Annotated in this window: 21 protein-coding genes; 19 read left to right on the plus strand and 2 right to left on the minus strand. The window is 68.0% G+C overall.

Annotated features, from left to right (window positions below; genetic code table 11):
• Window positions 1-655 precede the first annotated feature (655 nt).
• Entirely contained in the window at window positions 656-1039 is a 384-nt protein-coding gene (locus tag Q8L83_RS03430; RefSeq protein WP_305284747.1) for a hypothetical protein, read from the minus strand.
• 353 nt (window positions 1040-1392) lie between these two features.
• On the opposite strand from Q8L83_RS03430, the gene Q8L83_RS03435 reads away from it, so the two are divergent.
• From Q8L83_RS03435 to Q8L83_RS03510, 16 genes are all read left to right on the plus strand, one after another.
• The gene (locus Q8L83_RS03435) at window positions 1393-2298 is read left to right on the plus strand and encodes a toprim domain-containing protein (RefSeq protein ID WP_305284748.1); all 906 of its coding nucleotides are present in this window, start codon (window positions 1393-1395) and stop codon (window positions 2296-2298) included.
• Window positions 2299-2382: 84 nt separating this feature from the next.
• Entirely contained in the window at window positions 2383-4413 is a 2031-nt protein-coding gene (locus tag Q8L83_RS03440) for a chromosome partitioning protein ParB (RefSeq protein WP_305284749.1), read from the plus strand.
• A 132-nt stretch (window positions 4414-4545) separates the two neighbouring features.
• Window positions 4546-8805, plus strand: a complete 4260-nt coding sequence (locus Q8L83_RS03445; protein ID WP_305284750.1) for a bifunctional class I SAM-dependent methyltransferase/DEAD/DEAH box helicase — start codon at window positions 4546-4548, stop codon at window positions 8803-8805.
• A gap of 138 nt (window positions 8806-8943) precedes the next feature.
• Window positions 8944-9843: an ArdC family protein gene (locus tag Q8L83_RS03450; protein WP_305284751.1), complete on the plus strand. Its 900-nt coding sequence runs from the start codon at window positions 8944-8946 to the stop codon at window positions 9841-9843.
• A gap of 36 nt (window positions 9844-9879) precedes the next feature.
• Window positions 9880-10488: a hypothetical protein gene (locus Q8L83_RS03455; RefSeq protein ID WP_305284752.1), complete on the plus strand. Its 609-nt coding sequence runs from the start codon at window positions 9880-9882 to the stop codon at window positions 10486-10488.
• A 237-nt stretch (window positions 10489-10725) separates the two neighbouring features.
• Window positions 10726-11658 carry a DUF2493 domain-containing protein gene (locus Q8L83_RS03460; RefSeq protein WP_293498227.1) on the plus strand — a complete coding sequence of 311 codons (933 nt, stop codon included), beginning with the start codon at window positions 10726-10728 and terminating at the stop codon, window positions 11656-11658.
• 151 nt (window positions 11659-11809) lie between these two features.
• Window positions 11810-12229, plus strand: coding sequence for a LexA family transcriptional regulator (locus Q8L83_RS03465; protein ID WP_305284753.1), 420 nt, complete (start codon window positions 11810-11812; stop codon window positions 12227-12229).
• A 5-nt stretch (window positions 12230-12234) separates the two neighbouring features.
• Window positions 12235-13488, plus strand: a complete 1254-nt coding sequence (locus Q8L83_RS03470; protein ID WP_305284754.1) for a Y-family DNA polymerase — start codon at window positions 12235-12237, stop codon at window positions 13486-13488.
• 323 nt (window positions 13489-13811) lie between these two features.
• Window positions 13812-14030: a hypothetical protein gene (locus Q8L83_RS03475; protein WP_305284755.1), complete on the plus strand. Its 219-nt coding sequence runs from the start codon at window positions 13812-13814 to the stop codon at window positions 14028-14030.
• Between the two features lie 39 nt (window positions 14031-14069).
• Window positions 14070-14609, plus strand: a complete 540-nt coding sequence (locus Q8L83_RS03480) for a mobile mystery protein A (protein WP_305284756.1) — start codon at window positions 14070-14072, stop codon at window positions 14607-14609.
• A 706-nt stretch (window positions 14610-15315) separates the two neighbouring features.
• Window positions 15316-15675, plus strand: a complete 360-nt coding sequence (locus Q8L83_RS03485) for a single-stranded DNA-binding protein (protein WP_305284757.1) — start codon at window positions 15316-15318, stop codon at window positions 15673-15675.
• Window positions 15676-15846: 171 nt separating this feature from the next.
• Window positions 15847-16812 (plus strand): replication initiator protein A, encoded by a 966-nt coding sequence (locus Q8L83_RS03490; RefSeq protein ID WP_305284758.1) that lies wholly within the window; start codon window positions 15847-15849, stop codon window positions 16810-16812.
• A gap of 310 nt (window positions 16813-17122) precedes the next feature.
• On the plus strand, window positions 17123-18328 hold the full coding sequence (locus Q8L83_RS03495) for an AAA family ATPase (RefSeq protein WP_305284759.1): 1206 nt from the start codon (window positions 17123-17125) through the stop codon (window positions 18326-18328).
• 57 nt (window positions 18329-18385) lie between these two features.
• Entirely contained in the window at window positions 18386-19369 is a 984-nt protein-coding gene (locus Q8L83_RS03500; RefSeq protein WP_305284760.1) for a ParB/RepB/Spo0J family partition protein, read from the plus strand.
• Between the two features lie 249 nt (window positions 19370-19618).
• Window positions 19619-20134, plus strand: coding sequence for a S26 family signal peptidase (locus Q8L83_RS03505; RefSeq protein ID WP_305284761.1), 516 nt, complete (start codon window positions 19619-19621; stop codon window positions 20132-20134).
• Window positions 20135-20283: 149 nt separating this feature from the next.
• A complete protein-coding gene (locus Q8L83_RS03510) occupies window positions 20284-20967 on the plus strand; it encodes a cell wall hydrolase (RefSeq protein ID WP_305284762.1) in 684 nt (227 codons plus the stop codon).
• On the opposite strand, the gene Q8L83_RS03515 is transcribed toward Q8L83_RS03510, so the two are convergent.
• A complete protein-coding gene (locus Q8L83_RS03515) occupies window positions 20968-21651 on the minus strand; it encodes a hypothetical protein (RefSeq protein WP_305284763.1) in 684 nt (227 codons plus the stop codon).
• A 267-nt stretch (window positions 21652-21918) separates the two neighbouring features.
• Between Q8L83_RS03515 and mobQ the strand changes: the two genes are divergently transcribed.
• The 3 genes from mobQ to Q8L83_RS03530 all read left to right on the plus strand — a co-directional run.
• Window positions 21919-23415, plus strand: a complete 1497-nt coding sequence (gene mobQ / locus Q8L83_RS03520) for a MobQ family relaxase (RefSeq protein WP_305284764.1) — start codon at window positions 21919-21921, stop codon at window positions 23413-23415.
• Between the two features lie 7 nt (window positions 23416-23422).
• Window positions 23423-25414 carry a type IV secretory system conjugative DNA transfer family protein gene (locus tag Q8L83_RS03525; RefSeq protein ID WP_305284765.1) on the plus strand — a complete coding sequence of 664 codons (1992 nt, stop codon included), beginning with the start codon at window positions 23423-23425 and terminating at the stop codon, window positions 25412-25414.
• A 24-nt stretch (window positions 25415-25438) separates the two neighbouring features.
• The coding region (locus tag Q8L83_RS03530) for an ATPase, T2SS/T4P/T4SS family (RefSeq protein WP_305284766.1) at window positions 25439-25923 on the plus strand (485 nt) is incomplete at its 3' end.

The following is a 25923-nucleotide window of genomic DNA, read 5'->3' on the forward strand; positions in this document are numbered from 1 at the left end:
TAGCGCGCGTCGGTCTCAACCATTGTGGTTTCAGTCGCACACAATGTGCGCCGAGTAGGCACAGACGTCTCAGCTAATATGCGTCGAAACACGCCTTGTATCTCGCGTCGAGCCGTTCACTATTGCGCGCCGCTACAGCTAGCGACACAACGGCCGCGGGACGTGCCAGCCGACGTCCTCAGCCAGCTCGGTACACTTTTCGTCCACCGCCTGACAAACGACCAGGATCGGGAGACGGTGGAGAGAGCCTGTGGAGACCTAGACCGCGGCGCCGCCCAGTTTATCCCAATGCTGGCCCCGGGCGAGGCGGTCGTGATCGGCCCGGATCTTCCAGCGCCCGTGCCGATGTTCATCCATCCGCCCAGCCATCCGCCCGACTCGAAGGGGCCGGGCTTCCAGGCGTTCTGGACCAAACGGAAGGCTCACCCGCGAGCGGCTCCCGTTCGGCCCCTGGCGGCCGCGCCGGCTGTTCCGGCGCCTGCCGTGGCTCCCATACCGGCGCCTCAACCCGCCCAACCAGCGCCTTTGGACCTTGATGACGAAATCCCGTTTTGAGGCTTGTGTGGTGGAGCTAGCTAGCGGTTAGCCGACCGGCCGGTCTTCACAAACGCTATCGGCTGTTTCTCACCGGGCATGTCCGAACCTGGGCCATTAATCAGGATCGGTCATCGAGTGGTGATTGAGCCGGAGTTTGGCTGCCAGCGGGCTGCCGATCAGTTGAGAGCGTGATGGGTCCGAAGTAGCCGAAGTCATCACGGCACATTGCGATGGCGCGGGCGACGTCGCGATAGACGCGCGGTTCGTCGGACTTGAACATGGCCAGGCGGTGTTCGCCCGAGCGGCCAGCCAGGCGCAGCCAGACGCTCCATTCGCCGGTTTCCGATTCGGTGAGTCGGACTTCCTTGATCGAGCCGCCGCGTTCCAGGAACCAATTGACGTTGCGGGCACGGATCGGGAAGTCCGGGTTGGTCGCGATGACCCAGGCCTCCTCGCGGGCGTCCGTCTCTGTCTCCCGTTCAGCCATCATCTGCTGCGGCAAAGCCTGCTCCCCTTCAATCGTGCTTAACTTGGCAGAAAAGCACTGTGCTGTCGCGGGCGACCTTAGGCGTGTGCGTCAATGTCCGCCCGGTTTTGCCGGGCTGGCGTCGTAATTTTGAACGTCTTCGTTGAGACCTGTGCAGTGGGCCAACATCGGCGTGTGGATTTTGTCGTGCGCGAGGCGGGGGGGAGCGCCCTCCCCCTGAGTCGCAAAGGCAGGCCTTGAGCGCCTACCCCCTCTAGCGGGGAGGTCCCCGCAACGCCCCTGAAGATTTGGGCCGGCCTGCGGCGCGGCGGAAGGGTGGAGAAAGGGAGCCTTCAGGCGACCCTTGAGGGACAAAGGAGGATCGACCCATGTCCTTGCGACCCATCGTCCAGGCCCTGGGCGGCGATCTCTATGATCGAGGCCTGCGGGCGAATATTCCTGCGCCCGGCCATAGCGCCGCCGACCGTTCGGTCTCGCTGCTGCTGCAAGAAGGCCGGGTGATCGTCCATACCTTCGGCGACGGCGACTGGAAGGACGTGCTCGACTACCTGCGCGGCGAAGGCCTGGTCGATGCGCACAATGCGCCGACCAGCCTCTCGCAGTCGCGCCGGGCTCAGGCCGCCGGCGCAGCGACCGGATTGGAACGCCGCCAGGCCGCCTTGCGGATCTGGGAGGCCGGCAGGCCGTTGGGTGGGACGCTGTCGGCGCGACATTGCGCCCAGCGGAGCGTCAGCCGCCCCCTGCCCGGCCCCGACGTGCTGCGCCACGGCGGGCAGACGCCGGTCTCGGCCTACACCGAGACGCGCCATCACCGTCCGGCCCTGCTGGCGGCGATCAGCGACAAGGACGGCGCGTTCACTGCTGTCGAGGTCACCTATCTGGCGCCCAACGCCCGGCGGGCGATCGATCTGCGGCTCAGCCGCAAGACCGTGGGTCCTTCGCCGGCCAACTGCGCGGTGCGCATCGATGCGGCCGCGTCACAGATGCTGGTCGGCGAAGGGCTTTTCACCACCCTGTCGGCCAGTGCGCGCTTCGGCCTGCCGGCCTGGGCGCTGATGTCGACGCGCAATCTGCGCCACTGGCGCCCGCCGCAGGGCGTGCGCGAGGTGCTGATCGCCGCCGATCGCGGCGTCGACGGCGAGGCGTCGGCCGAACAGCTGAGGGCGGGCCTGGCGGCTGCGGGCCTGAAGGCGCGTGTCGCGCTGCCGCCTGACGGCTTTGGGGATTGGAATGAGGCGGAAGCCGCGGGGCTCCTGGACCCGGTCCTGAGCTGAATTCCAAAAGGAGGGAGGAAGGGATCGGGCGGGTGCGCCCAGGGGCAGGATGTCCCTCGCCCAGGCGCGAGGAGCTAGACCCCGATGACCGATCAATCCCCCACCTCGCCGGTCGCCATGAGCCGCATCCAAGTGCGCCTCGGCGACCTTGGCCTCGCCAAGGAAAACCTTCGCTTCCAGGAGCCGGCCGATGACGGCGTGCCGCAGCTGGCCGACACCCTGCTGGCCGCCGGCGTGGTCATCCCGCCGATCGTGCGTCCGGGGCGCAAGGGCGAGGCCCTGTTTATGGCGCTCGATGGCCGTCGCCGGCGCTTTGGCCTGATCCTGCTGCGCGAGCGCGGCGAGATCGACGACGACTACCGCATCGACTGCCTGCTGGCCGAGACCCCGGCCCAGCAGGCCGCGGCCATCGTGCTGCCGAACACTGAGCATGCGCCGGTCCACATCGCCGACGTCATCACCGCCATCGGCAAGCTGCGGAAGGCGAAGATGGACACCCAGGCGATCTCGACCGCGCTCGGCTACGCCGAGCTGGAAATCAAGCGCCTGGAGGCCCTGGCCGCCGTCCATCCGACGGTGCTGAAGGCGCTGCGGCAGGGGCGACTGACATTGAAGCAGGTCCGCCTGTTCGCCCGCCTGCCCGACAAGAAGCAGCAGGCCGAGATCGCCCAGACCGCGCTCGACGGCTACTTCCAGGACTATCAGCTGCGCGCCGTCGTCGAGCATGACCGCGCGACGGTCGAGGACGACCGCTTCACCCTGGTCGGCATGGATCGCTATCTGGCCGCCGGCGGCCGGGTGGCCTCCGACCTGTTCGGCGAATACCCCGACTACCTGCTTGATCCGGAGGTCCTGCAGGGCGCCTGGCGCGAGCGCGTGCAGCCGATCGTCGACCACCTGAAGGCCGAAGGCCTGGCCGTGTATGTCGCTCGGGAGGCCGGTTACAGCGCGCCGGACGGCTTCTTCCGTCTCCCGCATGTCTGGGAGCGTGATCTGGACGAGGGCCAGAAGACGGCCCTGTCCGACGCCCGCTATCAGGTCACCCAACTCGAGAGCGCTTTGCAGGATCTTGATCCGTCTACGGAAGAGGCGCCTGCCCAGCTTGCGCCCCTGGTGAGCGCCTTCGGCGTGACGGCGGGCGCGGTGCTGACCCGCAGCAAGATCGGTGCGGTGCTGCTCACCCCGTCGGATGGGCACGGCCTGGCGGCGACCTTCTTCTCGGTCCCTCTCCCCATCGAGGATCTGCCGCAGGAAGAGGAAGCCGAGGACGACGAGGTGTCGACCGGCGGTCGGTTTGGCGGGGCCTCCAACGACGTGGAAGTTCCCCGCGCGGATGTGGAGGTCGAGGGCGCCAGTCACGTCCTGCATGAGACCCGCACTGACGTGGCCACCCGCGGTCTGATCCGTGACTTGGCCGATGATCCAAGCGCCGCGCTGACGGTCCTGGTCGCCCAGCTCTTCAAGCAGTTGGCCCTGCATTCCAGCGGGGCGCTCGATGGTTCGGCCTCGCAGATCGCCGCCACCCGCTATCAGCGCGGATCCCAGGCCCCGATCGCGGCGCTGGACGGGGAGGTGCGCGGCCGGCTGGACGCCCGACGCGAGGCCTATCGCGCCTCGGGGCTGCGGCCGATCACCTGGGTTGAGACCCTGCCCCACGGGGAGAAGATGGCCTTGCTGGCTGAGCTGACGGCGGTGTCCCTCAACATCCGCGAAGCCCGCACCAGCCTTCTTCGTCACGGCGCTCGGGCCGAGGCGGCCGAGATCGCGGCCCTGTGCGGCGCGGACATCTCGGCCCACTGGACGCCGGACGAGGCCTATCTGGCGGTCCATTCAAAGGCCCAGCTGCTGGCGATGCTGGACGAGCTGGAGGTGGAAGACGACCGCGCCAAGACCCTCAAGAAGGACGCCCTGGTGACGTTTGTCGCCGAGGCGGCGGCCGAACGGCAGTGGGCGCCGGCGGTGCTGTCCTGGGATCGCCCGGCGGCGCTCGACGAGGCCGACGACGGGGCCCGGGCTGACGAGGACGCTGGAGACGCTGAAGTCGACAGCTTGGCTGGACCCGAGGCGGAAGGGGAAGCGGAGGCAGAGCCGCTCGCCGACGCCATCGCGGCCTGATCCACGAGAGCCCCCGTCCCATCGGCGGGGGCTCTCGCTATGCCCCGAAAGGATCAAGGCAGGGGGTGGACGGGCGAGCCCGTCGGGACTGGAGGGAGGCGCCCTCCGCCGCGGGTGAGCGGAAACCCCGTCATGAACGCCATGCTCCCCCTCTTCGCCCCGACAGCCGCCGCTGATCCGGCGTCACACAAGGCCGCCAACGTCCTGGCCGCCGCCCGGGCCCTGACCCCGCAGCTGAACCGCTCTCGGGCGCTCGACCGCCGGCTGGTGGCCAACACCATGACCATGGCCTTCGGCGGCTCCGACGCCGAAGGCGCGTGGATCTGGCGCGACGCCTATGACGCCGTCGAGGCCGCTTTGGTCCTGCAGTTGCGTCGCCTGTCGCCGCAGATCAGTCGGCTGGAAGATGCGCCGGCCGAGATCTGCGCCTTGCTGGCCAACCTCGCCGACCTGGGCCTCACCCACACGCGGCGCAGTGAAGAGCAGGTCGCGCTGGACCAGTTCTCGACGCCGCCGCAGTTGGGCGCCCTGGCGGTGCTGGCAGCCCAAATCCGGCCGGGCGACCAGGTCCTGGAGCCGTCCGCCGGCAATGGCCTTTTGGCCGTGCTGGCCGAGGCCTGCGGCGGATGCGTGACCCTGAATGAGATCGCCGATCAACGCGGCGCGATCCTGGAGGGATTGTTTCCCCTGGCTGCTCGCAGCGCCCATGACGCCCGGCATCTGAAAGACATCCTGCCCGCGTCCGGCAACTTCCACGCGGTCGTCGCCAACCCGCCCTTCCAGGTGCTGGAAGACCACCTGCATGCCGCCCTCGACACCTTGGCCGACGGCGGGCGACTCTCGGCGATCGTCCCGACGCGGCTGTTCGAGGATGCCGCAGCCATGCGCCGTCTGGCGGCGCGGGGCGCGGTCGTCCTGCGTCTGGCCTTCCCGCCCCGCGCCTACGCCAAGCACGGGACTTCCGTCGAGACCGGACTGCTGGTTGTGGACCGGGGCCAGGCTGGCGAGACCGCTCCGGTGATCGCGGCCGAGACCTTGGCCGATGCGGCCCGGGCGGCGGGCGCCGTGGCGCCGCGCCCGAGCGCCCAGCCCCGCCAGTTCCGGGCCGTCTCCAACGTCGCCATCCTGGCGCCGCGGGCCCGCGCCCTGGCGACCCCATCGAACCGCCTTGCCTTTCTGGCGACGACGGCCCCCCTCGCTTACGTGACCAAGGCGTGGTCGGGCGAGGGACACGATGTCGGCCTCTACCAAGCATACCGGCTGGGCCGCATCGGCTTCCCGGAGGGCCGTCCCCACCCCTCCCCCCTCGTGGAATCTGGCCCCATGGCCTCGGTCGCGCCGCCGGCGCCGACCTACCGGCCGATCCTGCCCGCCAAGATTACAGACCAGGGCCTGGTCTCGGACGCGCAGCTGGAGACGGTGATCTATGCCGGCGAGGCGCACGCCACCCTGCTGCCCGGCCGCTGGCGGCTCGGTGACGCGCCGCACCAGGTGATCCTGGTGGGAGAGGACACCCCGGACGCGGTCAGTTTCCGGCGCGGGTTCTTCCTTGGCGACGGCACCGGCTGCGGTAAGGGCCGCCAGATTGCCGGCGTCATCGCCGACAACCTTTCGCAGGGGCGGACCCGCGCCGTGTGGCTGTCCAAAAACGACGCTCTGTTGGAGGACGCCCGTCGCGATTGGACCGCCATCGGCGGCGCGGCCAGCGACCTGACCCCGCAATCGGCCTGGAAGCAGGCCGACGCCATTCGCCTCGATCGCGGCATCCTGTTCACCACCTACGCCACCTTGCGCCAGCCGGCGCGCGGCGACCGGGCGTCGCGGCTCGATCAGATCGTCGCTTGGCTGGGGGCGGACTTCGACGGCGTCATCGTCTTCGACGAGGCTCACGCCATGGCCAACGCCGCTGGCGGCGCGAAAGGCGCGCGGGGGCCCAAGAAGGCCTCGCAGCAGGGCATGGCGGGCTTGGCCCTGCAGAACCGGCTGCCCGACGCCCGCATCCTCTATGTCTCGGCGACGGGCGCCACGACTCCGGAGAACCTGGCCTATGCCGCGCGGCTGGGCCTGTGGGGCGGCCCGGATGCGCCGTTCCCGACCCGGGAGGCGTTCATGGACGCCGTCGAGACCGGCGGTGTGGCCGTGATGGAGTTGATCGCCCGGGAGCTGAAGGCGATGGGTCTCTACATCGCCCGCTCGCTGTCGTTCGATGGCGTGGAGTACGACGCCCTGCGTCATCCACTGAGCGCCGACGACACCGGCATCTGGGACGCTTGGGCCGACGCCTACCAGCTGATCCACCACAATCTGCGCGCCGCGCTGGAGGCGGTTGGGGTCACCGAAGACGGCAAGCCCAAGAGCGGCCAGGCGGCGTCGGCCGTAATGTCGGCCTTTGAGGGCTCCAAACTGCGCTTCTTCGGCCATCTGCTGGCCGGCCTGAAGGCGCCGTCCCTCGTGGCTTCGATCCGCAACGACCTGGCGGCCGGTCGCTCGGCCATCGTCCAGGTGGTTTCGACCAATGAGGCGGTCATGGAGCGGCGGCTGGCCGAGATCCCGCCGGAGGAGTGGAACAACCTCGCCGTCGATCTGACGCCAAAGGATCAAGTGCTCGACTATCTGATGGGGGCCTTCCCGATCATGGCGATGGACGCGGTCGAGGACGAGGACGGTAACGTCACCATGGTCCCGGTGATGGTCGATGGCGCGCCTGTCGTCAGCCAGGCGGCTCTGCGACTGCGCGACGAACTGGTGACCCATCTGGCCTGCCTGCCGGCAGTGCCGGGCGTGCTGGACGCCGTGCTCGAGGCGCTGGGTCCTGAGCAGGTCGCTGAGATCACCGGGCGCAGCCGACGGGTGATCCACCGCGATGGCCGCCGCGTGGTCGAGCGGCGCAGCGCCTCGGCCGCCAAGGCCGAGACCGACGCCTTCATGAGCGGCAAGAAGCGCGTGTTGGTGTTCTCCGACGCGGGCGGGACCGGGCGCAGCTATCACGCCGATCTGGGCGTCCCCAACCAGCAGCGCCGGGTCCACTATCTGGTCGAGCCGGGCTGGCGAGCCGATGCGGCGATCCAGGGCCTAGGCCGCTCGCACCGCACCAACCAGGCCGTTGCGCCGCTGTTTCGACCGGTGACCACGGACATCCACGGCGAGAAACGGTTTTTGTCGACCATTGCGCGGCGGCTCGACAGCCTGGGCGCCCTGACCCGGGGCGAGCGCCGGACAGCGGGCAACGGCCTGTTCCGGGCCGAGGACAATCTCGAAAGCCCTTGGGCGCACCGCGCGCTGCAGGCCTTCTACGTCGCGCTGCACTTCGGCAACGTCGAGGCGATGGACCGGGAGACCTTCGAGGCCAAGACCGGCCTGCGCTTGATGGACGGCGACGGCGAGCTGCGGGCGTCTGACGACATGCCGGCGATGAACACCTTCCTCAATCGGCTGCTCGCCCTTCGCATCGCCGATCAGAACAGCCTGTTCTCGGCGTTCGACGAGATCCTGACCAGCATCCTAGAGCGCGCGGCGGCCTCCGGAGCGCTCGACCGGGGGATGGAGGACATCGTCGCCGACGACCTGTCGGTGCTCGACGAAGAGGTCATCCGCACGGATGCGGTGACCGGGGCGGAAACCCGTCTGCTGCGCTTCCAAGTGCGCACGGCCCGCGCGCTGATGAGCGCCGAGACAGCTTTGGCTGAGACCGATCCGGAAGCACGGGTGTTCGCCGTCAATTCGAAGTCCGGCCGCGCGGCCTTGGTCGTTCAGGGCCTGACCACGACCAACGACGACGACCGGCTCGTGCCGGCGGTCCGTCTGATCCGGCCTGAGAAGCGCAGCGTCGCGCCGCTGAAGGCCTATGAGGAATCGGCGTGGGAGGGGACGGACGAGGCCGCCTGGCGCGCGGCCTGGGACGCCGAATTGGGGGCGGCGGACCCGTGGGTCACCCGCGAGCTCGTGTTGGTGGCGGGTTTGCTGTTGCCGATCTGGAGCAGCCTGCCTGACAAGCGGACCTCGGTGCGACGGCTGAAGGCGCCTGATGGGCGCCGTTGGCTTGGCCGTCTTCTGGACCCGGCCCAGGTCACGCCCCTGAAGATAGCGCTGGGGCTGACTGACACCGCCAGCGCCGTAGGTGATGGCGAGGCGGCCACCCGGCTGGTCCTTTCGGAGGGAGCCTCCGTGGCCTTGAGCGGCGGGCTGTGGCTGCGCCGGGCCAAGGTGATGGACCGCTGGCGGCTGGAGATCGTCGGGGCGGGGGCTCAGCGCACCAGCTTCGTGGCGCTTGGTTGCTTCGTTGAGATCATCGCCTACACGCCGCGCGTCTTTGTGCCAACCGATCGACCCGACGTGCTGAGCGAGATCCTCGATCGCTGGCCGGCCCAGACGATCCTGCCGGCCGCGGCCTAGCAGATCTGGGATGAGGGAGCCGCCGGTGATCCGCCGGCGGCTCTTTCCATGCCGGCGGCCTGGCGGGCAAAGGGCTGGAGGAAGGGACGGAGCGGGCAAGCGCTCCGGGATTGGCCCGGGGGCGAGCCCGAGGTTCCCATGTCCAACCCCCTCAACGACCTGATGAATGACATCATCGCCCGCATCGAGGCTGGCGTGCCGCCGTGGCGCCAGGCCTGGAAGGCCAGCGCCGATCCCAAGGCGCCACTACGCGCGACCGGTGAGCCCTTCAGCGGCAGCAACGCCTGGCTTCTCGCCTTCGCGGGCGCGCTGCGCGGCTATCGCTCGCCCTACTGGTTCACCTTCCGCCAGGCGCTTTCGATCAATGCCCCTGTGGCCAAGGGTGAGAAGGGCTCGCCCGCGATCCTCTACAAGACCCGGATGGTGGGTGATCCCGCCGATGGAGCCGACGTGGGGCCGGCCGACGACACCGGCGATCCTCGCATCCTGCGCTACTTGAAGACCTATAGCGTGTTCAACGCCGAGCAGCTGACAGACTGTCCGCAGCAATATCTCAACGTCGTCGAACCCGATCCGGCCGCCCGCGCGGCAGCGCGCAACGCCGTGCTGGATGCGATCCCGGCTCGGGTGGAATTTGGCCGCGGGACGCCCTGCTATGTGCCGGCGCTGGATCTGATCCGGCTTCCCCTTCCTGAAGCCTTCGACACGCCCGACGACTTCCTGGCCACCAAGGCGCACGAGCAGCTGCACTGGTCGGGCGCGGCTCATCGGTTGGATCGCACCTTCGGCAAACGCTTCGGCGACGAGGCCTACGCCTTCGAAGAACTGGTCGCCGAGATCGGCGCGGCGGCGCTCGGTCTACGCATCGGGCTCGCACCGCAGCTGCTGGACAGCCATGCGGCCTATCTTGGCCACTGGGCGAAAATCCTGCGGCATCGTCCCTCGGCCCTTCTCGAAGCGTCCGGCCATGCCCAACGGGCCGTCGACTATCTGCTGGCGTTCAGCGCCCAGGCTGCGGTCGCCGACTTGGCCGCCTGAAGCCGGCCTTTCCCATCATCTTGCAAGGAGGCCGCCATGGGCTGGCTCTACATGCGCTCGCTGGAGGGGCACGCGACCCCCAAAGCCTATCTCGATGCGCAATTTACCTACGACCGGCACACCGGCCGTTCTCGCGTGCTGGCCTCAAGTGTGTTCGGACGGCGCACCTACTACGCCGCCGTCGAATGGATCAGCGCCGGAACGGAGGTGCGGGAGGTCTGGGGCTTGGTGTGCCTGGTGCGCCATAACCCCCGCGACCGGGAAGGCTTGGTGTTCGGCTACAAAGACATGTCCGAATCCATGGGCCCGTGCGAGTCCGACTGCCCTGCGCGCATTCTCGACCTGCTGACGGCGACCGACAACACCAACGCCCTGGCTTGGCGCGAGCGGTGCCGGTCGGGTTTGGCCCTTCGGGCTGGGCGCGCCGCCAAGCCGACACCCAAGCCTGGTGATGTCGTCGTGCTGGCCGAGCCGCTGTTGTTTCGAGACGGCCGGACGTTCTCCCGCTTCGAGGTGGTCTCTTTGCCTGGACGCAAGCGCGGCGGTCTCGTCTATCGCAGCGAGTTGGGCGGCCTTTACCGCATCCCCAAGCTCAAGGACCGCGTCTACCTCATCGAGCGGAAGGCGGGGCGCAGTCACGCCTGAGCGCATGGGCGGACGGGTGGTGCGTGGCAGTGCCAAACGCTGAAGCCGAGGCGGCAAACGGTTGGTGTCGGCGGTGCTGCGGTCCTGGAGTCCTCCGGCTCTTGAGACCTCGCCACCGTCTGGCGCCCCCCACAAGGGACGCTCCGCTCAAAGCCCTTGTGGGCGTCCCCAGCCGTCGGCGCTGGGCGGTCGTCGAGCCGACGGGCTCAGAACCCCACTCCGACAAGGATCTCCCTCATGCCCTCCTCCGCCTTCGCGCCGCTGACCGGCGCGCTCACCCACTTCGAAGCGCAGGCTCTGACCCTGGATGACCCCCGGCCCCACCCTCACGAGGATGCTTTGATCCAGTTGGGTCATGCGGTGCTGACCGAGACCCTCGATGTCTTTGGCGAGACCGCACTCGAGGATTTCCAGGCCATCATCTGCGAGACGCTCATCGGGGCGTTTCACTCGGCCGCCCAACGCATCGAACGGGACGCGGATCGGGCCAGGGACGAGCTCAACCGGCTGAGCCGGGACTTCGACGGCTCCGAGATCGCTGACACCGAGATGCAGGACGCCACCCGAAAAGCCCGCGCCGCCGACGTCGCCTGCCTGGCCTTGGAGTTCGTGCGAGACGCCGCTGCGGCGAGCTACACCACGGCGACCGGCGAGGTGTGGTCCCCTTGGAAGGGACATGTGAAGGCCTCGCGCCTGACTGCCGCCCAGATCGACGCGCGCGACGCCCTGCGGACCGCCAAGGCTCGCAAGCACGCCGCGACTGACCCTGGCGCCACCATCGTCGCGTTCCGCGCCGCGCCGCAAGCCGACACCGAGGACGACGCCCATCGCATCTTCGATGCGCTGAACTGGGCCCAGGCCCAATGGCCGGACATGGCGTTGGCGACGACAGGGGCCAAGGGCGGGGAGAAGATCGCCATCAAGTGGGCCAAGCAGAAGGCGGTCACCCTGGTGCTCGCCAAGGCCGACTTCGACAAGAACGGCCGCGCCGCCCCCTTCCGGGCCAATGACGAATTGATCGCCCTCGAACCGGTCTGTGTCCTGACCCTGGCGAACACCCTGAACGGCGCTCGCGGGGCGTCACTGCAGCCCTTCGGACCCGCCCTCAATCTCGGTCAAAAGGCCGCTGAACGAGGCATCCGCCACCTTCCAGTGAAGACCCGCGGTTGACCCCGCAGGGCGTGGCCGCTGGCGCGGTCACGCCCATTTGTCTGTTGGCGGTCTGTGGACAGGCGCGATGCCCCCTTGCCGGGGCGCAAATGTTCTACTTATGTTCTCGACCTCGCCGCCTGCCCCCGTGTCGGCAGGCTTTCGAGGTCTCATGCGTCCTGTTGTCATCGGTCTTCCCCTTCCCCTCCCCCTCGTGGGCTTTCGCATTTGCTGCGGATTCCCAAGCCCGGCCGACGACTGGATCGAAGACGCCATCGATGTCAGTCGCCTGGTCGTCACTAACCCCGCCGCTACCTTTCTGTGGCGTGCGTCCGGAGACTGCATGACGCCGACCATCCTGGACGGCGACTACCTGGTCTGCGACCGCTCGCTGGCCCCTGTCTCCGGCGACGTGGTGGTCGCTGTCGTCGACGGCGAGCCGACGGTCAAGCGCCTCGCCTATGTCGCCGGCCGGCCGACCCTCAGCCATGACAATCCCCTGTCGCCGCCCTTCGCGCCGGACCCGCACAGTGAAATCAGCATCTGGGGCGTGGTCGCTTGGTCCCTGCGCGCGCATCGGCCGAGCCGATGAGGCCGGTGATCGCGCTGAGCGACGGCAATTGCTTCTACGTCTCGTGCGAGCGGGTCTTCGATCCGCGCCTGGAAGGACGACCGACCGTGGTGCTGTCGTCCAATGACGGCAACATCATCGCGCGCAGCCCCGAGGCCAAGGCGATCGGCCTCAAGATGGGCGATCCCTATTTCAAGGTCCGCGAGCTTTGCGCCCGCGAACGGGTCACGGCCCTGTCGTCGAACTACGTTCTCTATGGCGACATGAGCCGGCGCGTGAACGCCGTCTATGAGCGCTTCGCGCCCGAGGTCGTCGTCTACAGCATTGACGAGAGCTTCCTCGATTTCAGCGGTCTCGCCGATCCGGTCGGTCACGCCCGCGCCTTGCGCGCGACGGTCCGCCAGTGGACCGGGATTCCGACATGTGTCGGGCTTGGTCCCACCAAGACCCTGGCCAAGGTGGCTAACCACCTGGCCAAGCGCACGCTGGCGCTGGACGGCGTTTGCGATCTGAGCGACCCGCAGGTGCGCGCCGCGGCCCTGGACGATCTGCCCGTTGGCGACGTCTGGGGCGTGGGCCCGGCCTATGCCGCTCGGCTGACGGCCATGGGGGTGACCACGGCCGGCCAACTGCGTGACCTCGATCCGCGTCAGGCCCGCGCCGTGCTCAGCGTCGTGGGCGAGCGCCTGGTACTGGAGCTGCGCGCCCAGACCTGTCTGTCGTGGGACGAGGTTCCGGCGGGCCGCAAGGGGTGCGCGGTGACCCGAAGCTTTGGCCAGCCGATCACGGACTTAGGCGACTTGCTGCAGGCGGTCGCGAGCTTCGCCAGCCGGGTAGGTGAGAAGTTGCGCCGCAATGGCGTTGTCGCCCCGCGGCTGTCGGTGTTCATGCACACCAATCCCTTTGGCGCGGGGCCGCATCACAGCGCCAGTGGCGCCGTCACCTTCCTGGAAGCTACGGCCGACAGCACCGAGCTCGTCGCCGGCGCGCGGCAGGCGGCGCGCCAGGCCTGGCGGGACGGGTATCGCTACAGCAAGGCCGGCGTCCTCTGCGAGGGCCTAGTTCCCGCAGGTCAGGTGCAGGCAAGCCTGCTGGCGGCGAAGGATCCGGCGCGATCAGGGCGGCTGATGGCGGCGCTGGACGCCTCGAACCGCCGGTTTGGGCGCGGCAGCGTGGTGATCGGGGCGACCACGGGCCGCACGCGCTGGACGCAGAAAGCCGAGTGGCGGACGCCGCGCTATACGACGCGCCTGGACGAGGTGCCTGTCGCCCGGGCTTAGGGCGCTCCAACGGCAAGTTGCCAAGGGGCCTCGAGGGGGTGTGATCCCCGCACGTCACCGCAACATCGAAGGTCGTCTCCCAGATGGGCGCCGCCGAAGCGGGCTCGTCCGCGATCCAGCTCACGACCCTAGGGCGGGCCGGTTAGGGGCCAAGGCGACCTCGCCGAAGGCGAGGCGGGGCCGACGGACCCTCACGGCCTTCGCTGCGCTGCAGGCCGGTTTCCATCGGCCCCGACCCTGTCCCCTGCCCTATTCCCCGCCCTACCCGGTCGCGAGATCGCGGGAACGAGCCCGCCGATCCGGCAGCAAAGCGGGAGACGACAATGACGACGATGGCGATGGCGCAAGCGGTTTTCCAACACGCCCATGACTTCTATGACACCGGCAGCTGGTACGTGGTCGCCGAGTGCTGGGACGTCTTGGCGATCGCCGAGGAGCTGGACCGTCAGGAAGAGCGCAGCGCCACGCCGTTCGAGCTTGAGGCCGCGGCCATCGCCCACTTCCACACCTTGCTGCACGACAATCGCAAGACCCGCCACTGACGGCGGCCGCGCGGCGCTCCTGGCGCCGCGCGGTCAGACATGATCATCCATATCTCTTGCAAGTGGTTGACTATACTCGACCAAATCGACCGGTTATGGTTCATTATGTCGAACCAATCCGATACTTCAGCCCTCGCGCGTCGACACTTGGACCGGAAGTTTTCCGCCCTGGATGTCGCGGCCTTGTCGCCTCGTCCGCCCAAGGGATGGGTGCGCGCGATCCGCGACGCGCTTGGCCTGACCGTCCGACAGTTCGGGGCGCGCCTGGGCAAGAGCCATTCAACCGTGGTCGCGCTTGAGCAGGGTGAGATCGCAGGGACGCTCACTTTGGCGGGCCTGCAAAAGGCTGCCGAGGCGCTGGACTGCACCTTGCACTACGTCCTCGTGCCGAACCGGCCGCTGGCTGACATGGTTCATGACCGGGCTCGAGTCGTCGCCGAAGCGCGGCTCGCTCGAATCGACCACACAATGCGCCTGGAAAACCACGCCCTCAGCGAAGCTGACTTGGCGGCTGAACTCGACCGATTGACCGAAGACTATGCGCGTCGCGGTGGGCGGCGGCTTTGGGACGCGCTTTGAGCGTCACCGTCCTGCGAGGCCGGCAGGATCGATCCGCCTAATCGTTACCCTTGGCGGGCGTCGCGTAGGCGTCCAGTCGCGCCTGAGCCTCCTTAGGGGACAACACGCGGCCTAGGCCCGCACCTTGGCTGACTTCAGCCGGCGACCTTGCGACCAGCTTCACGACCGGCGAAGGGCAGTCGGCTTTGTCCGCAGGAACTGGAGGTGTGCGTTCAGTCACAAGGGCACGATAGCGCCAGATCTCTGAACTGTCGCCTGGGTGATCAGCCGAGGACGCGCCGTGCGCCCGGTGCCTAGATCACCCTGCCCTCCTCGTGGACCCCTTGAGCGCGGCACCATCTGGAGAGCGGAGGTGCTCGCCGGCGGCGGGACCTAAGGCTCTCGAGACTGGGAACACGCTGGCGTGCGTGGGGCCGGTTCAACGTTGAGGCCGGTCACCAATACCCCGAGCAAACATCCGGCGGGCTGCGGTCCCCCGCGATCAATCCCACGAACCTAGGCCGGGCGGATCCGTGTCAAAGCCGACCTCGCGTGCGAGGCGCGGGGTGCGGACCCTCCGGCCTTCCGCCGCTGCGCTCTGTGCAGGCCGGTTTCCACCCCCCGCGGGCTTTGGCCCGGCCCCTTTGCCCGGCCCTGCAGGTCGCGTGATCGCGGCAGGGACCGCGAGCCGCCGGGGCTCTTCCCGGCGGTCGATTGGAGAAACGTGATGCTCAACAAGGTTCAACTCATCGGCTTCACCGGCGCCGACGCTGAAATCCGCACCGTCTCGGGCGGCAAGAAGGTCGCCACCCTGCGGGTCGCCACCAACCGCTACACCAAAAAGGACGGCGATCGGAAAGACTACACCACCTGGCACCAGGTGGAGATCTGGAACCAGGGCACGGTCGGCTGGCTGGAAGGCCGCCATCTTCCCAAGGGCTCCAAGGTGTTCGTCGAAGGCGAAATCCGCCACGACCGCTACACCGACCAGGGCGGCCAGGAGCGGTTCTTCTCCAAGGTGGTGGTCGCCACCCCGCAGCACGAGCTGAAGTCCCTTGATCGGCAGGAAGCGGCCGACGAGGACTAGCCTTCGGCAGGCCCGTCCGGTCGCCGGGCGGGCCCGCAAAGGCCTCAAAGGAAGGGCATTTTTGGGGTGGATCCGGATGAAGTTGCCCATGGGCAACTTTCCGGTCTGAGGCCGCCCTGGCGCGCCCTCCCCTACCCTTCCCTCTCACAAATGAGCATGGTGGCGCCCAAGATGTCCAAGCGCGCGATTCGACAACAGGAGTTCGATCTCTTCATCCCTCGGATGAGCAGCCTGCCGCTTAAAGACCAGCGGGAGGTGATGGAGCGGCCGTTCTTTTCGCTGAGCAAACGCAAGCGGCTGAAGCCGATCGAATACACCAGCCCCGACGGCGAGGTCTGGGTGCATGTCAGCGCCAACCCGGCTTTCGGCATCGCCACCATCTGGGACGCCGACATCCTCATCTGGGCGACCTCCCGGATCAACCAGATGCGCGAGCAGGGCGTCAACGACCTGCCGCGCACCCTGCACACCACCAGCTACGACCTGCTGAAGGCGATCAAGCGCGATACCGGGGGCAAGGGCTACAAGGAGCTGCAGGCGGCGCTGCAGCGTCTCGAAGCCACCACGATCCAGACCTCGATCCGCGGCTCGAAGCGCAACACCAAGGCGCAGTTCGGCTGGCTCGACGAGTGGGTGCTGGAATCGGATCCGGTCACCGGCGCGCCCAAAGGGCTCAGCCTGACCCTGTCCAACTGGGTCTATGAGGGGGTGATCAAGGATCGTTCCCTGCTGACCCTGCATCCGGACTATTTCGCGCTGGCGGGCGGGGTCGAGCGCGCCATCTATCGCATCGCCCGCAAGCACGCCGGCGACCAGCCCGGTGGCTGGACCTGTCGGGTGAGCGTGCTGCACGACAAGACCGGAAGCGAGAGCCCGCTGAAGCAGTTTAACTACCTGCTCAAGCGGATCGTCACCGCCAACGATCTGCCGGAATACGACCTCAGCTTCGTCAACACCGCCGACAATTCCCAGGCGATTCATTTCGTGCGGCGCGACGCCGCCGAGCGCGCCGCCATCAAGGCCGATCTCGAGCGACTCGCCGCCGATTCGTCCCGCCGTGAGCGCGAGGACGCCCGGGCCTTGCAGGTCGATGCGATGTTTGAGAAGCGCCGGGTTCCGCCCTCGGGGGATCGGTGACCTTTTCCACGGGGGATCGATGACCGTCTTGCCGGGGGATCGGTGACCCTCCCCTCGGGGTTTCGGTGACCGGCCGATTTGAAAACCCTTTGTGGGGACTGGCTTTTCCGACCCCGTTGCGGCGCCTAACTCTGTCTAACCTTATCCCTAAGATATCTTCTAACGGGGTGGGGCGGACAGGCTGGCTTGCCGTCGCCTTGAACCTAGAGGGTTCAGGCTCGGCGCGCTGTTAACCCTTTCTTCATTGTATCCGACCGAAAACTTGGCAAATTCCAGACATGATGTCGGATATTTGCAAAGGAGGCGGACCATGGCGAAGCAAGCCCTAGCTGAAAGCACCGCTTCCGGCCCCGTCCTGCTTGCCGCCATGTCGGCGCTCAGCGACCGGGCGCATGACGTCATCACCCGCCTTCGCGCCACGGTATTTGCACCGGGGGAGCAGAAAATCGTCGACCTGCGGTTCACGGTCACCAAGGCGGCCGAGATGGTCGGGCGGACTTCAGAAGCCATACGGCAGGCCGAAGCCGACGGACGTCTCCCCGCCCCCCGCCTGAGCTCGACCGGGCGCCGGGAAGGCTACAGCCTGTCCGAGGTCAATCACATGCGCGACGTCTTCGGCACACGCCCCCGGCGTGGGCCTGACGATCCGCCCATCGTCCTGGCGGTGCAGAACTTCAAGGGTGGGGTCGGCAAGAGCACGCTGACCTGCCACGTCGCCCAATTCCTGGCGTTGAAGGGCTACCGGGTGGCGGTGATCGACTGCGACAGCCAGGCGAGCACCACGACGATCTTCGGCTTCAACCCCGACATCGACATCGACGACGAGGAGACCCTCCTCCCCTTCTTCCGCCATGGCGGCGAACCCGACCTGAAGTATGCCCTGCGGTCCACCGCCTGGCCAGGCATCGACCTGGTGCCTGCGAACCTTGGGTTATACCAGGCCGAATACGAGGCCGCGGCACGGCTTCGCGGCAATCCGGACGCGCTCGACCGTCTGCGTCGCGGCGTTGAAAGTATGGCCGGGGACTACGACGTGGTCCTACTCGATCCGCCGCCGGCGCTGGGCATGCTTTCGCTGGCCGTGCTGCGCGCCGCCAATGCGCTGCTGATCCCGACGCCGCCCTCGACGGTCGACTTCGCCTCGACGGCGCACTTCCTGCGGATGATCGTCGAGACGCTCGAGGTGATGCAGAACCACCTGGGCGCCCGGGGCTACCATTTCCTGCGCGTTGTCGCGACCAAGGTTGATGAGGGCAAGAGCGCCCACACGCAGATCCGGGAGATGATGGAGGCAGTGTTCGGCGCCGACATGCTGTCGGCCTCGCTGCTCGACTCCGCCGAGATCGACAACGCCAACGTCCAGCTGCGCACCGTCTATGAGCTGAGCGGTCCGGCGACCAAGACCTATGAGCGCTGCCGCAACAATCTGGATCGCCTCAACGGCGAGATCGAACTGCTGATTCGCAAAGCCTGGCCGAGCCATCGGCCGGAGCTTCGTCGGCTTGGACTAGGATAGGGGAGGGCGGTCATGGCATCCACAACAGGCAAGAACCGCTCCATCCTCGCGGGCTTGGTGGCTCCGGTCACTGAAACCCCGACCGTTGAGCGCGGCTCGCCCGCGACCGAGCGTCTGAGCACCCGCCTGACAGGGCTGGCGCGGGTGACGTCCGGGGACGTCAAGGAAAAGACCCTCAAGCTCGTCGATCCGGCCCGTTGCCGGATGTGGAGCCGTCACAATCGCCGCTACGACCTGCTCAACGAGGCGTCTTGCGCCGATCTGCTGGAGAGCCTGCGGTCCCAGGGCGAGCAAGAGTTTCCTGCGATTGTGCGGCGGGTCGAGGACGACCCGGCCTTCGATTACGAGGTCATCAGCGGCGCGCGCCGGCATTGGTCGGTCAGCTACTTGCGCAATGTCGAGCATCGCGAGATCCGCTACCTGATCGAGGAGCGCGAGCTCACCGACGAGCAGGCCTTCCGCCTGGCCGACGTCGAGAACCGCGCCCGCCAAGACATCAGCGACTACGAGCGCGCGCTCGATTACCGCCATGCGGTCGAGACCTTCTACGGCGGTGTCGCGCAGCGCATGGCCGAACGGCTGGAAGTGCCCAAGGCCTGGCTCTCGCGCTTCCTGGACCTCGGCAAGCTGCCGACCGACGTCGTCGACGCGTTCGGCGATCCGCGCCAGCTGAAGGAGCGCCATGCCCGGACGCTGAAACCCCTGCTGGCCGACGATGCTTCGCGTCCGAAGGTGATGGCGGAAGCCAAGCGTCTGGCCGGCGTGCAGGCGGCGGCGGTGGCGAGCGGGAAGGGGTTGCTTGACCCCGCCAAGGTCGTGACCCTGCTGGTCAAGGCGACCGCATTCTCAGCGCCAGCGAAGAAGCCGTCCGCCAAGGGCGTCGTGAGCGTGAACAATGACGCTGGCGCGACCCTGTTCACCCTGGCGCGCAAGGGCGCCAAACGGGTCGTGCTCGAACTGTCGCTGGACGCCGAAGCGAGCAACGCGGACTTCCAGGCCGCCTTCGCCCGCGAGCTCGATCGGGTCCGTCCGAAGGCCTAGTTGCCCATGGGCAACTTTTCCCTTCCACCCTCGTGGATCTCGCCTCCTAGCGAGATTTCCCGACAAGTTGCCCATGGGCAACTCGCCCCGTTTGTCGGGGTATCAGTGACCGGCTAGGCGCCCGTTAAGCCCACAATCGCCGGGCATGAGCCACATCGTGGCCGCAAGCCCTGCCGAGCCTTCGGCTCGTTTTGGCTGCGCCGGTCCCACCTGATGTTTCTCACTCCTACAGCCCCGCGTTGGACGCCGTTGGCCTGCGTCCTGGGCGGCGGGGCCGCGCTCATCAGCGCACTGTCGATGGCCACGGCCGGGGGCGCTCGTCCGCTGCTCTTGTGGAACCGAACGGCCAGTGAGCCGGAGGGGCTTTATGTGCGACAGGCCGAGCCGGTGAGGGTCGGCGCGCTGGTCGCATTTCCCGCGCCAGCGGCCGCTTTTCCCTACGCAGACGGGGATATGAACTACCTGCGCCGGGTCCCGGTTTTGAAGTCCGTCGCCGCCGTGTCCGGCGACCAGGTCTGCACGGGCGACGGCCGGTTGGTGATCAATGGACAGGTGCGCGCCCCGATCCTGAACAAGGATCGCCGCGGCGCTGTCCTGCCGCGTTGGAACGGCTGCCGCCGGCTTCACGACGGCGAAGTGTTTGTCTTCTCCGACCGCATCCCCAACAGCTTCGACAGTCGCTACTTCGGCCCGGTAAACCGCGCCGAAATCGTCGGTGTGTTCCGGCCGGTGACCCTGTCGCTTTCCCACCCTGGAGACCGTTGATGGACCCGGCTGCCCTGGCGGGATTGTGCCTGCTTCTCGCGCGCGGACAGAGCGCCCAACCTTTGCCCGCGGGCGTCAATTGCCCGCCTCCCGCGCCCGCCTCGGCGGTGATGGCGCCGCCTTTGACGCGGAGCGGTCTTGCTCCCCTCGTGGCCGGCCCGGACGCGCGCGAAGCGATCACCCGGGTCGCCTTCGCCGAGGCCGGTAATCAGGGCGACAGCGGCCTGGCCGCCGTCGTCTACACGATCCTCAACCGGGTCCAGGACGGGCGATGGGGCGCCACGGTCGAGGCCGTGGTCAATGCCCGAGGCCAGTTCGAGCCGGTGATGCGGGTCGGCGGCGACTGGCGTCGCCTGCCGGCCTCCACAGTCGCGCAGCGGGCGCGGATCGAGACCATTCTCAATCTCGCTCTTGAGGGTCGCCTACCTGATCTCACCAACGGGGCGCGCTTCTTCCAGAACCCGCAAATCGTGGCGGACCGGGCGACCCGCGGCGAGGTCTCCGAGGGCCTCGTAAACTTCGGCGGAACGGGGCCTTCGGCCGTGATCGGCGCCCATAGCTTCTATGTCGATGTGCGCTCGGCCGGGGGGAGGGGCACGCGTTCCGCCAAGCCCTCGTCGACCCCTCGTGGATCTTCCTCAGCAGCGGCCTGGCAGTCCGCCGGCGGGGCGATCTTCGTCGGCGACAATCGCGCTGCGCAAGACCCGAGCGCAGTCTCCAGCCCAGCCCCGGAAGCGGCAGGGCAGGGGGCTATGCGCGCGACGAAAGTCGCCGACCCCGGCCGCTCCATCTTCGTGGACGGCCCGGGCCTGGCGGCCGGAGAAGACCGATGATCAGGCGGCCCGCCAAGCCGGGTCGAGGTCGGCGTAGTCCGGGTCGACTTCGCTCGGCAGCAGCTCCCCGCCGGCTTCCTGAGCGAGGGCAGATTCGGCCATCAGATCGAAGTCCGGCAGGGGCTCTCCGGCGGCCTGGAGCGCTGACTGTGCGTCTTCATTCAGGTCGCCGCCAGGCCGCAAGGGCAGGGGCACATCGCCCAGAAGTTCGCGCACGGTCAGGCGGTCGCGAACCCGTTCTACACGCCGGTCGAGGATATCGACTAGGCGCGCCAGAAGCTCGTCGTCGCCTGCGAAATGCGCGTCGCCTGCCTCGGCCAGCAGGGCGCCGCCAATGATGATTTTGCCACGTGTTTCGCGTCTGCGTTTGTTGATCGACCAGAGCGCTTCAAGCCGTTCGACGCGCGCCTTGAGCACGTGGAAACGCTTGGCGTCATCCTCGATGTCTTCAAGCGGGGTGACGTGCCGCTGCTTATGTATTCCGTCCTGGCCCGCCTCTCGCAGCGCCGTCTCCAGCTCCGCCAAACGCTCAATGAGGGCGGCTTCCTCATCGGTCCGTTTAGCCCGTTCGCGGTCGCTTGACCGGGCCGCCCAGAGCTCGCGTTTGCGGGCTAGCTGGTCGGGGGAGCGGGGCTTGTACTTGGACGGACGGGCGTTCCGCCGGCGCTTGTCGACCTTGGCCATGGTGCGGCCTTTCGATGATGAAAAAGCACGAAACGGCGTAATGCTGCCACTAAAGTGCAAATCGGTCTATGCCGTGGTTTCTCGTATTTCGTCACAAGGGCGCAGTTACGGGTTGGATGTGCTGCGCCCACCAACCCTGCAGTCAGGCCTCGCCCGACACCCTCAAGGCCCTTCCTCGCTTCGATCCGAAGGAAGCCTTGAGCCAAGGGCGCAGCCCTTAGCGATCCCGGCAGGGACCCAGGTGACGGCGCAGCCAGGGGAGGGCGCATGGCCCAGTACCGACTAGAGGTTCAGACCATTCAGAGGTCGGCCGGTCGCTCCGCCGTGGCGGCCGCTGCCTATCGCTCCGGCGACCGGCTCATCGACGAGCGTCTGGCGATGGAGTTCGACTTCGGAGCGAAAGGCGACATCGAGTTCGCGGCGATCATGGCGCCGGCCGATGCGCCGGCGGCGTTCGGTGATCGGCAGACTCTATGGAACGCCGCTGAGGACGCCGAGAAGCGCAAGGACGCCGTGCCCGCGAGGGAGCTCTTGGTGTCGCTACCGCACGAGCTGGATTTCGCCCAGCGCCGGGCTCTGGTTGAGGCCTTTGTCGCTGAGCAGCTGGTGGCGCGCGGGATGGTCGCCGACGTGGCGATGCACCGTCCCGGAAAGGAAGGTGACGAGCGTAATTTTCACGCCCACATCCTGGTCACGACGCGGTCGGTCGGACCGGCCGGTTTCGGCAAAAAGCCGGCGGAGTGGTGGAGCCCAAGAGCCCTGCGGGAATGGCGCTCGGCTTGGGCGGACATCCAGAACGAACACCTGCGGCGGCACCTTGGTCCGGACGCTCCGCAGGTCTCGCATCTGTCGCTGGCGGAGCAGGGTTCGGATCGCGAACCAGGGGTGCATCTGGGCCCGACGGCGAGCGCGCTGGAACGCAAGGACATCGCCTCGGAACGCGGTCAACAGAACCGCGACACCAACGCCCACAACGCCAAGCGCAAGGAGCTTCGGAGCGACTTCCAGGCGACCGCCGACCGGCTGGTGACCCAGGCGCCGGTGATCGCGGTCCCGGTGTCGAAACTGACGACCGAGGCTGAGCAGATGCGCGCGCGGATGGTCACCGAGCGGGACCGTTGGGCCGCGGAACGCGCGGCGCTCACCCTGCCCAAGATCGACAGCGCGCGGGGTCTGGAGCGCGAACTTCTACAGCCGGCCCGCGCCGAATTGGCGGCCGCGAAACTTCGGCTTCGGCAGACCGAAGAGCGGGTCACAAAGGTGCGGCAGCGTCGGCTCGCATTGGTGCAGTGGATCCGCAATCCGGCGCGGATGATCTGGGCCAAACACGCCGAGCTGAATGCCATCGCACGGGTGCGCCGGGCGATGAAACGGGCCGAGATCGCAGTGCAGGTGCGGGCGGCGTGGATCGCCTCTCCGGCCGGCCAGACCTATGTCGCCAGCCGACGCGGCCCGCAGCTGGAACGAGCCGCTGACGTCGCCCGCCAGCGGCGCACGCTGGAGCGCAAGATCAAGCGGATCGACAAGCGCATCGAGGGGGCCACGCGGGCCTATAACGACCTGCGGGTTGCCCAGGCGCTCGGCCAGAAGGAGCTGCAGGTTCCGTCCCGCCTGCCGGACGAAACACGGTTCATCCGCGAGGTCGGCGGCCCCGCGCGCGCCGCCTTGATGCGCTACCCGGCGCAGGCCCGGGCGCTGGCCGTCGAGCGCGTCAACCGTTCCCTGGGCCAGACCATTGGCCGCGGCATCCTTCCGGGTCGGTGAGGTCCCCATGAGCACATCCCAACGCCTCACCCTGGTGCTGCCGATCGCACTGTTGGCGATCCTGCTCGGCCTGGGCTGGGCGACCCAACAGGCGGCGCACGGCCTGCACTACGCCGCCGCGCTGGGGCCGGGCTGGGCCGATGTCGGTCCGGTGCGCCTCTATCGGCCGTGGGCCTTTGCGCAGTGGTATCCGGCCCTGCAGCCGCGCTATCCGCGCCTGTTCGACGGGGCGGGCCTGGTGGGGCTCGCCGTCGCTCTGGCGCCGATCCTTTTGGTGGCGCTTGCGACCCGCGGTTCGTCGCGCGCGCCCAAGGCGTTTGGCCGCGACGCCTGGGCGGATCTGGCGGACGTCGCGCGGGCCAAGCTGTTCGGGCAGGGCGGGCAGATTCGGGGCCGGGTGCTGGGAAGGTTCAAAGGCCGCTACCTGACTTATGGTGGACCTGAGCACGCGATCATCGTCGGCGCCTCGCGAAGCGGGAAGGGGGCCGGCCATGTCGTGCCGACCTTGGTGGCCTGGCCGGAGAGCGCCTTCGTCTATGACCGCAAGGGCGAGCTTTGGCACATCACCGCCGATCATCGGAGGACGTTCAGCCACGTCTTCTACTTCGCCCCGACCGATCCCAACACGGTGCGCTGGAATCCGCTGTTCGAGGTCCGCAAGGGGCCGATGGAGATCGCCGACATCCAGAACGTGGTCGGCATCCTGGTCGACCCGTTGGGCCGCAAGGCCGGCGACCTGAACTTCTGGGACCAGAGCGCCACCGACTTCTTCACGGCGGTGATCCTGCACGTGCTCTACAGCGAGTCCGACGAGCTCAAGAACCTCGCCCAGGTTCGCCGGCTGCTGATCGATATCGAGCCGACCCTGCACGCCATGCTGCACACCCATCACCGGCATCGGCCGGACTATCACGCGGCCGATGGGCTGGCGCGTGACGAGGACGGCGCCCCGATCCCGGAGATCCATCCCGAGGTGAAACTGGGCGCGACGGCGCTGGCCGGCATGGACGAGCGGGTGAAGTCCAATGTGCTGGCCACCTGCCGCGCATCGCTGTCCTTGTGGGCCGATCCCCTGGTCGAGTACGCCACCAGCTGGTCCGACTTCTCGATCGGCGACTTGGTCTGCGCCGAGGCGCCGGTGACCTTCTACCTGATCACGCCTCAGGCCCATGCCGACCGCCTGGCCTTCCTCGTGCGGGTGTTCATCCGCCAAAGCGTGAACAGCCTGATGGAGCATGAGCACTATGACAGCCGGCGGCGGCGCAAGCGCCATCGTCTACTGCTGTTGCTCGACGAGTTTCCCAAGCTCGGCAGTTTGCCGTTCCTGGAGAACGCCATGGGCGAGATGGCCGGCTACGGGATCACCGCCCACCTAGTCTGTCAGAGCTTCAACGACGTGTTCTCCAAGTACGGTGACAAAACGCCGTTATTCGACAACATGCACATCACCGCGACCTTCGCGACGTCGGAGCCGACGAGCATCGAGAAGGTCACGCGCCGCGCCGGCAAGGCGCTGGAGATGCGGGAGAGCTACAGCGACCCGCGCAGCCTGTTCGGGCGGGCGCACCGGTCGACCTCGCAGTCGGAGCAGCAGCGCTACATCCTGTCGGAGGAGGACGTGCGGAGCCTGGACGACCGCAAGCAGTTCCTGTTCGTCAACAACACCAAGCCGATCCTGGCCGATAAGATCCGCTACTATGAAGAGCCGTTCTTCAAGGCGCGGACCGGCGACTACTTTCACGGCGTTCCGGCGGCCTATGAGCAGCGGCCAGGGGCCGCTGACCTGCCGGGGCCCGCCAGCATCGATTGGCGGGGCGTCAGGGCCGTCTGCGCGCCGCTTGAGCCCTTCGCCGGCGTCCGCGTGCCCAAGCCCCACTACAGCGGCGCTGAGGGGCCTGCAGAGGCCCCGGGCGCACCCGAGGCGGTGTTGGCCGCTGACTACCTGACCATGGCCCCTGTCGCTGCTCTACGGGCCGATGACGACGATGGCAGCCTTTGACCCCTCCGTTTGCGTGAGCGCCCCATGACCGAACGACATCCTGTTGTCCTCGACCGCAAGGTCGCCGCCCTGCGCCAGGCCATGGGGCCGGTGATCGCCGAGGCCCTGGCCGACCGCCTGGTGGTCGAGGTGATGGTCAATCCGGACGGCAAGATCTGGATCGACCGCATTGGGGAGGGCCGCTCCTGGACGGGCCAACTGCTGGCGGCGGCGGACGCGGATCGGATCCTGCGGCTGCTCGCCGACCACGCGGGCGAGGTGGTCACCCGCGACCGTCCCCGGGTCAGTGCGACCCTGCCGGAGACCGGCGAGCGGTTTCAGGGCGCCTTCATGCCGGTCGTGGCGCGACCGGCCTTTGCGATCCGCAAGCGGCCTGAGGTGGTGTTCACCCTGGACGACTATGTCGAGGGCGGCATGATGAGCGCCGCCCAGGCCGAGATCATCCGGGCCGCGGCTGAGGCGCGCGAGAACCTGCTGATCGTCGGTGGCACGGGGTCGGGCAAGACCAC

The sequence above is a fragment of the Phenylobacterium sp. genome, from assembly GCF_030680185.1.
Classification (GTDB): Bacteria; Pseudomonadota; Alphaproteobacteria; order Caulobacterales; family Caulobacteraceae; genus Phenylobacterium.

What these genes read in the sequence shown, in the direction of transcription:
- Q8L83_RS03525 (WP_305284765.1), top strand. Translation starts at nt 23,423, where the DNA reads ATGAGCACATCCCAACGCCTCACCCTGGTGCTGCCGATCGCACTGTTG.
- Q8L83_RS03465 (WP_305284753.1), top strand. Translation starts at nt 11,810, where the DNA reads ATGCGTCCTGTTGTCATCGGTCTTCCCCTTCCCCTCCCCCTCGTGGGC.
- mobQ (WP_305284764.1), top strand. Translation starts at nt 21,919, where the DNA reads ATGGCCCAGTACCGACTAGAGGTTCAGACCATTCAGAGGTCGGCCGGT.
- Q8L83_RS03495 (WP_305284759.1), top strand. Translation starts at nt 17,123, where the DNA reads ATGGCGAAGCAAGCCCTAGCTGAAAGCACCGCTTCCGGCCCCGTCCTG.
- Q8L83_RS03490 (WP_305284758.1), top strand. Translation starts at nt 15,847, where the DNA reads ATGTCCAAGCGCGCGATTCGACAACAGGAGTTCGATCTCTTCATCCCT.
- Q8L83_RS03485 (WP_305284757.1), top strand. Translation starts at nt 15,316, where the DNA reads ATGCTCAACAAGGTTCAACTCATCGGCTTCACCGGCGCCGACGCTGAA.
- Q8L83_RS03455 (WP_305284752.1), top strand. Translation starts at nt 9,880, where the DNA reads ATGGGCTGGCTCTACATGCGCTCGCTGGAGGGGCACGCGACCCCCAAA.
- Q8L83_RS03480 (WP_305284756.1), top strand. Translation starts at nt 14,070, where the DNA reads ATGATCATCCATATCTCTTGCAAGTGGTTGACTATACTCGACCAAATC.
- Q8L83_RS03460 (WP_293498227.1), top strand. Translation starts at nt 10,726, where the DNA reads ATGCCCTCCTCCGCCTTCGCGCCGCTGACCGGCGCGCTCACCCACTTC.
- Q8L83_RS03445 (WP_305284750.1), top strand. Translation starts at nt 4,546, where the DNA reads ATGAACGCCATGCTCCCCCTCTTCGCCCCGACAGCCGCCGCTGATCCG.
- Q8L83_RS03435 (WP_305284748.1), top strand. Translation starts at nt 1,393, where the DNA reads ATGTCCTTGCGACCCATCGTCCAGGCCCTGGGCGGCGATCTCTATGAT.
- Q8L83_RS03450 (WP_305284751.1), top strand. Translation starts at nt 8,944, where the DNA reads ATGTCCAACCCCCTCAACGACCTGATGAATGACATCATCGCCCGCATC.
- Q8L83_RS03515 (WP_305284763.1), bottom strand. Translation starts at nt 21,651, where the DNA reads ATGGCCAAGGTCGACAAGCGCCGGCGGAACGCCCGTCCGTCCAAGTAC.
- Q8L83_RS03475 (WP_305284755.1), top strand. Translation starts at nt 13,812, where the DNA reads ATGACGACGATGGCGATGGCGCAAGCGGTTTTCCAACACGCCCATGAC.
- Q8L83_RS03440 (WP_305284749.1), top strand. Translation starts at nt 2,383, where the DNA reads ATGACCGATCAATCCCCCACCTCGCCGGTCGCCATGAGCCGCATCCAA.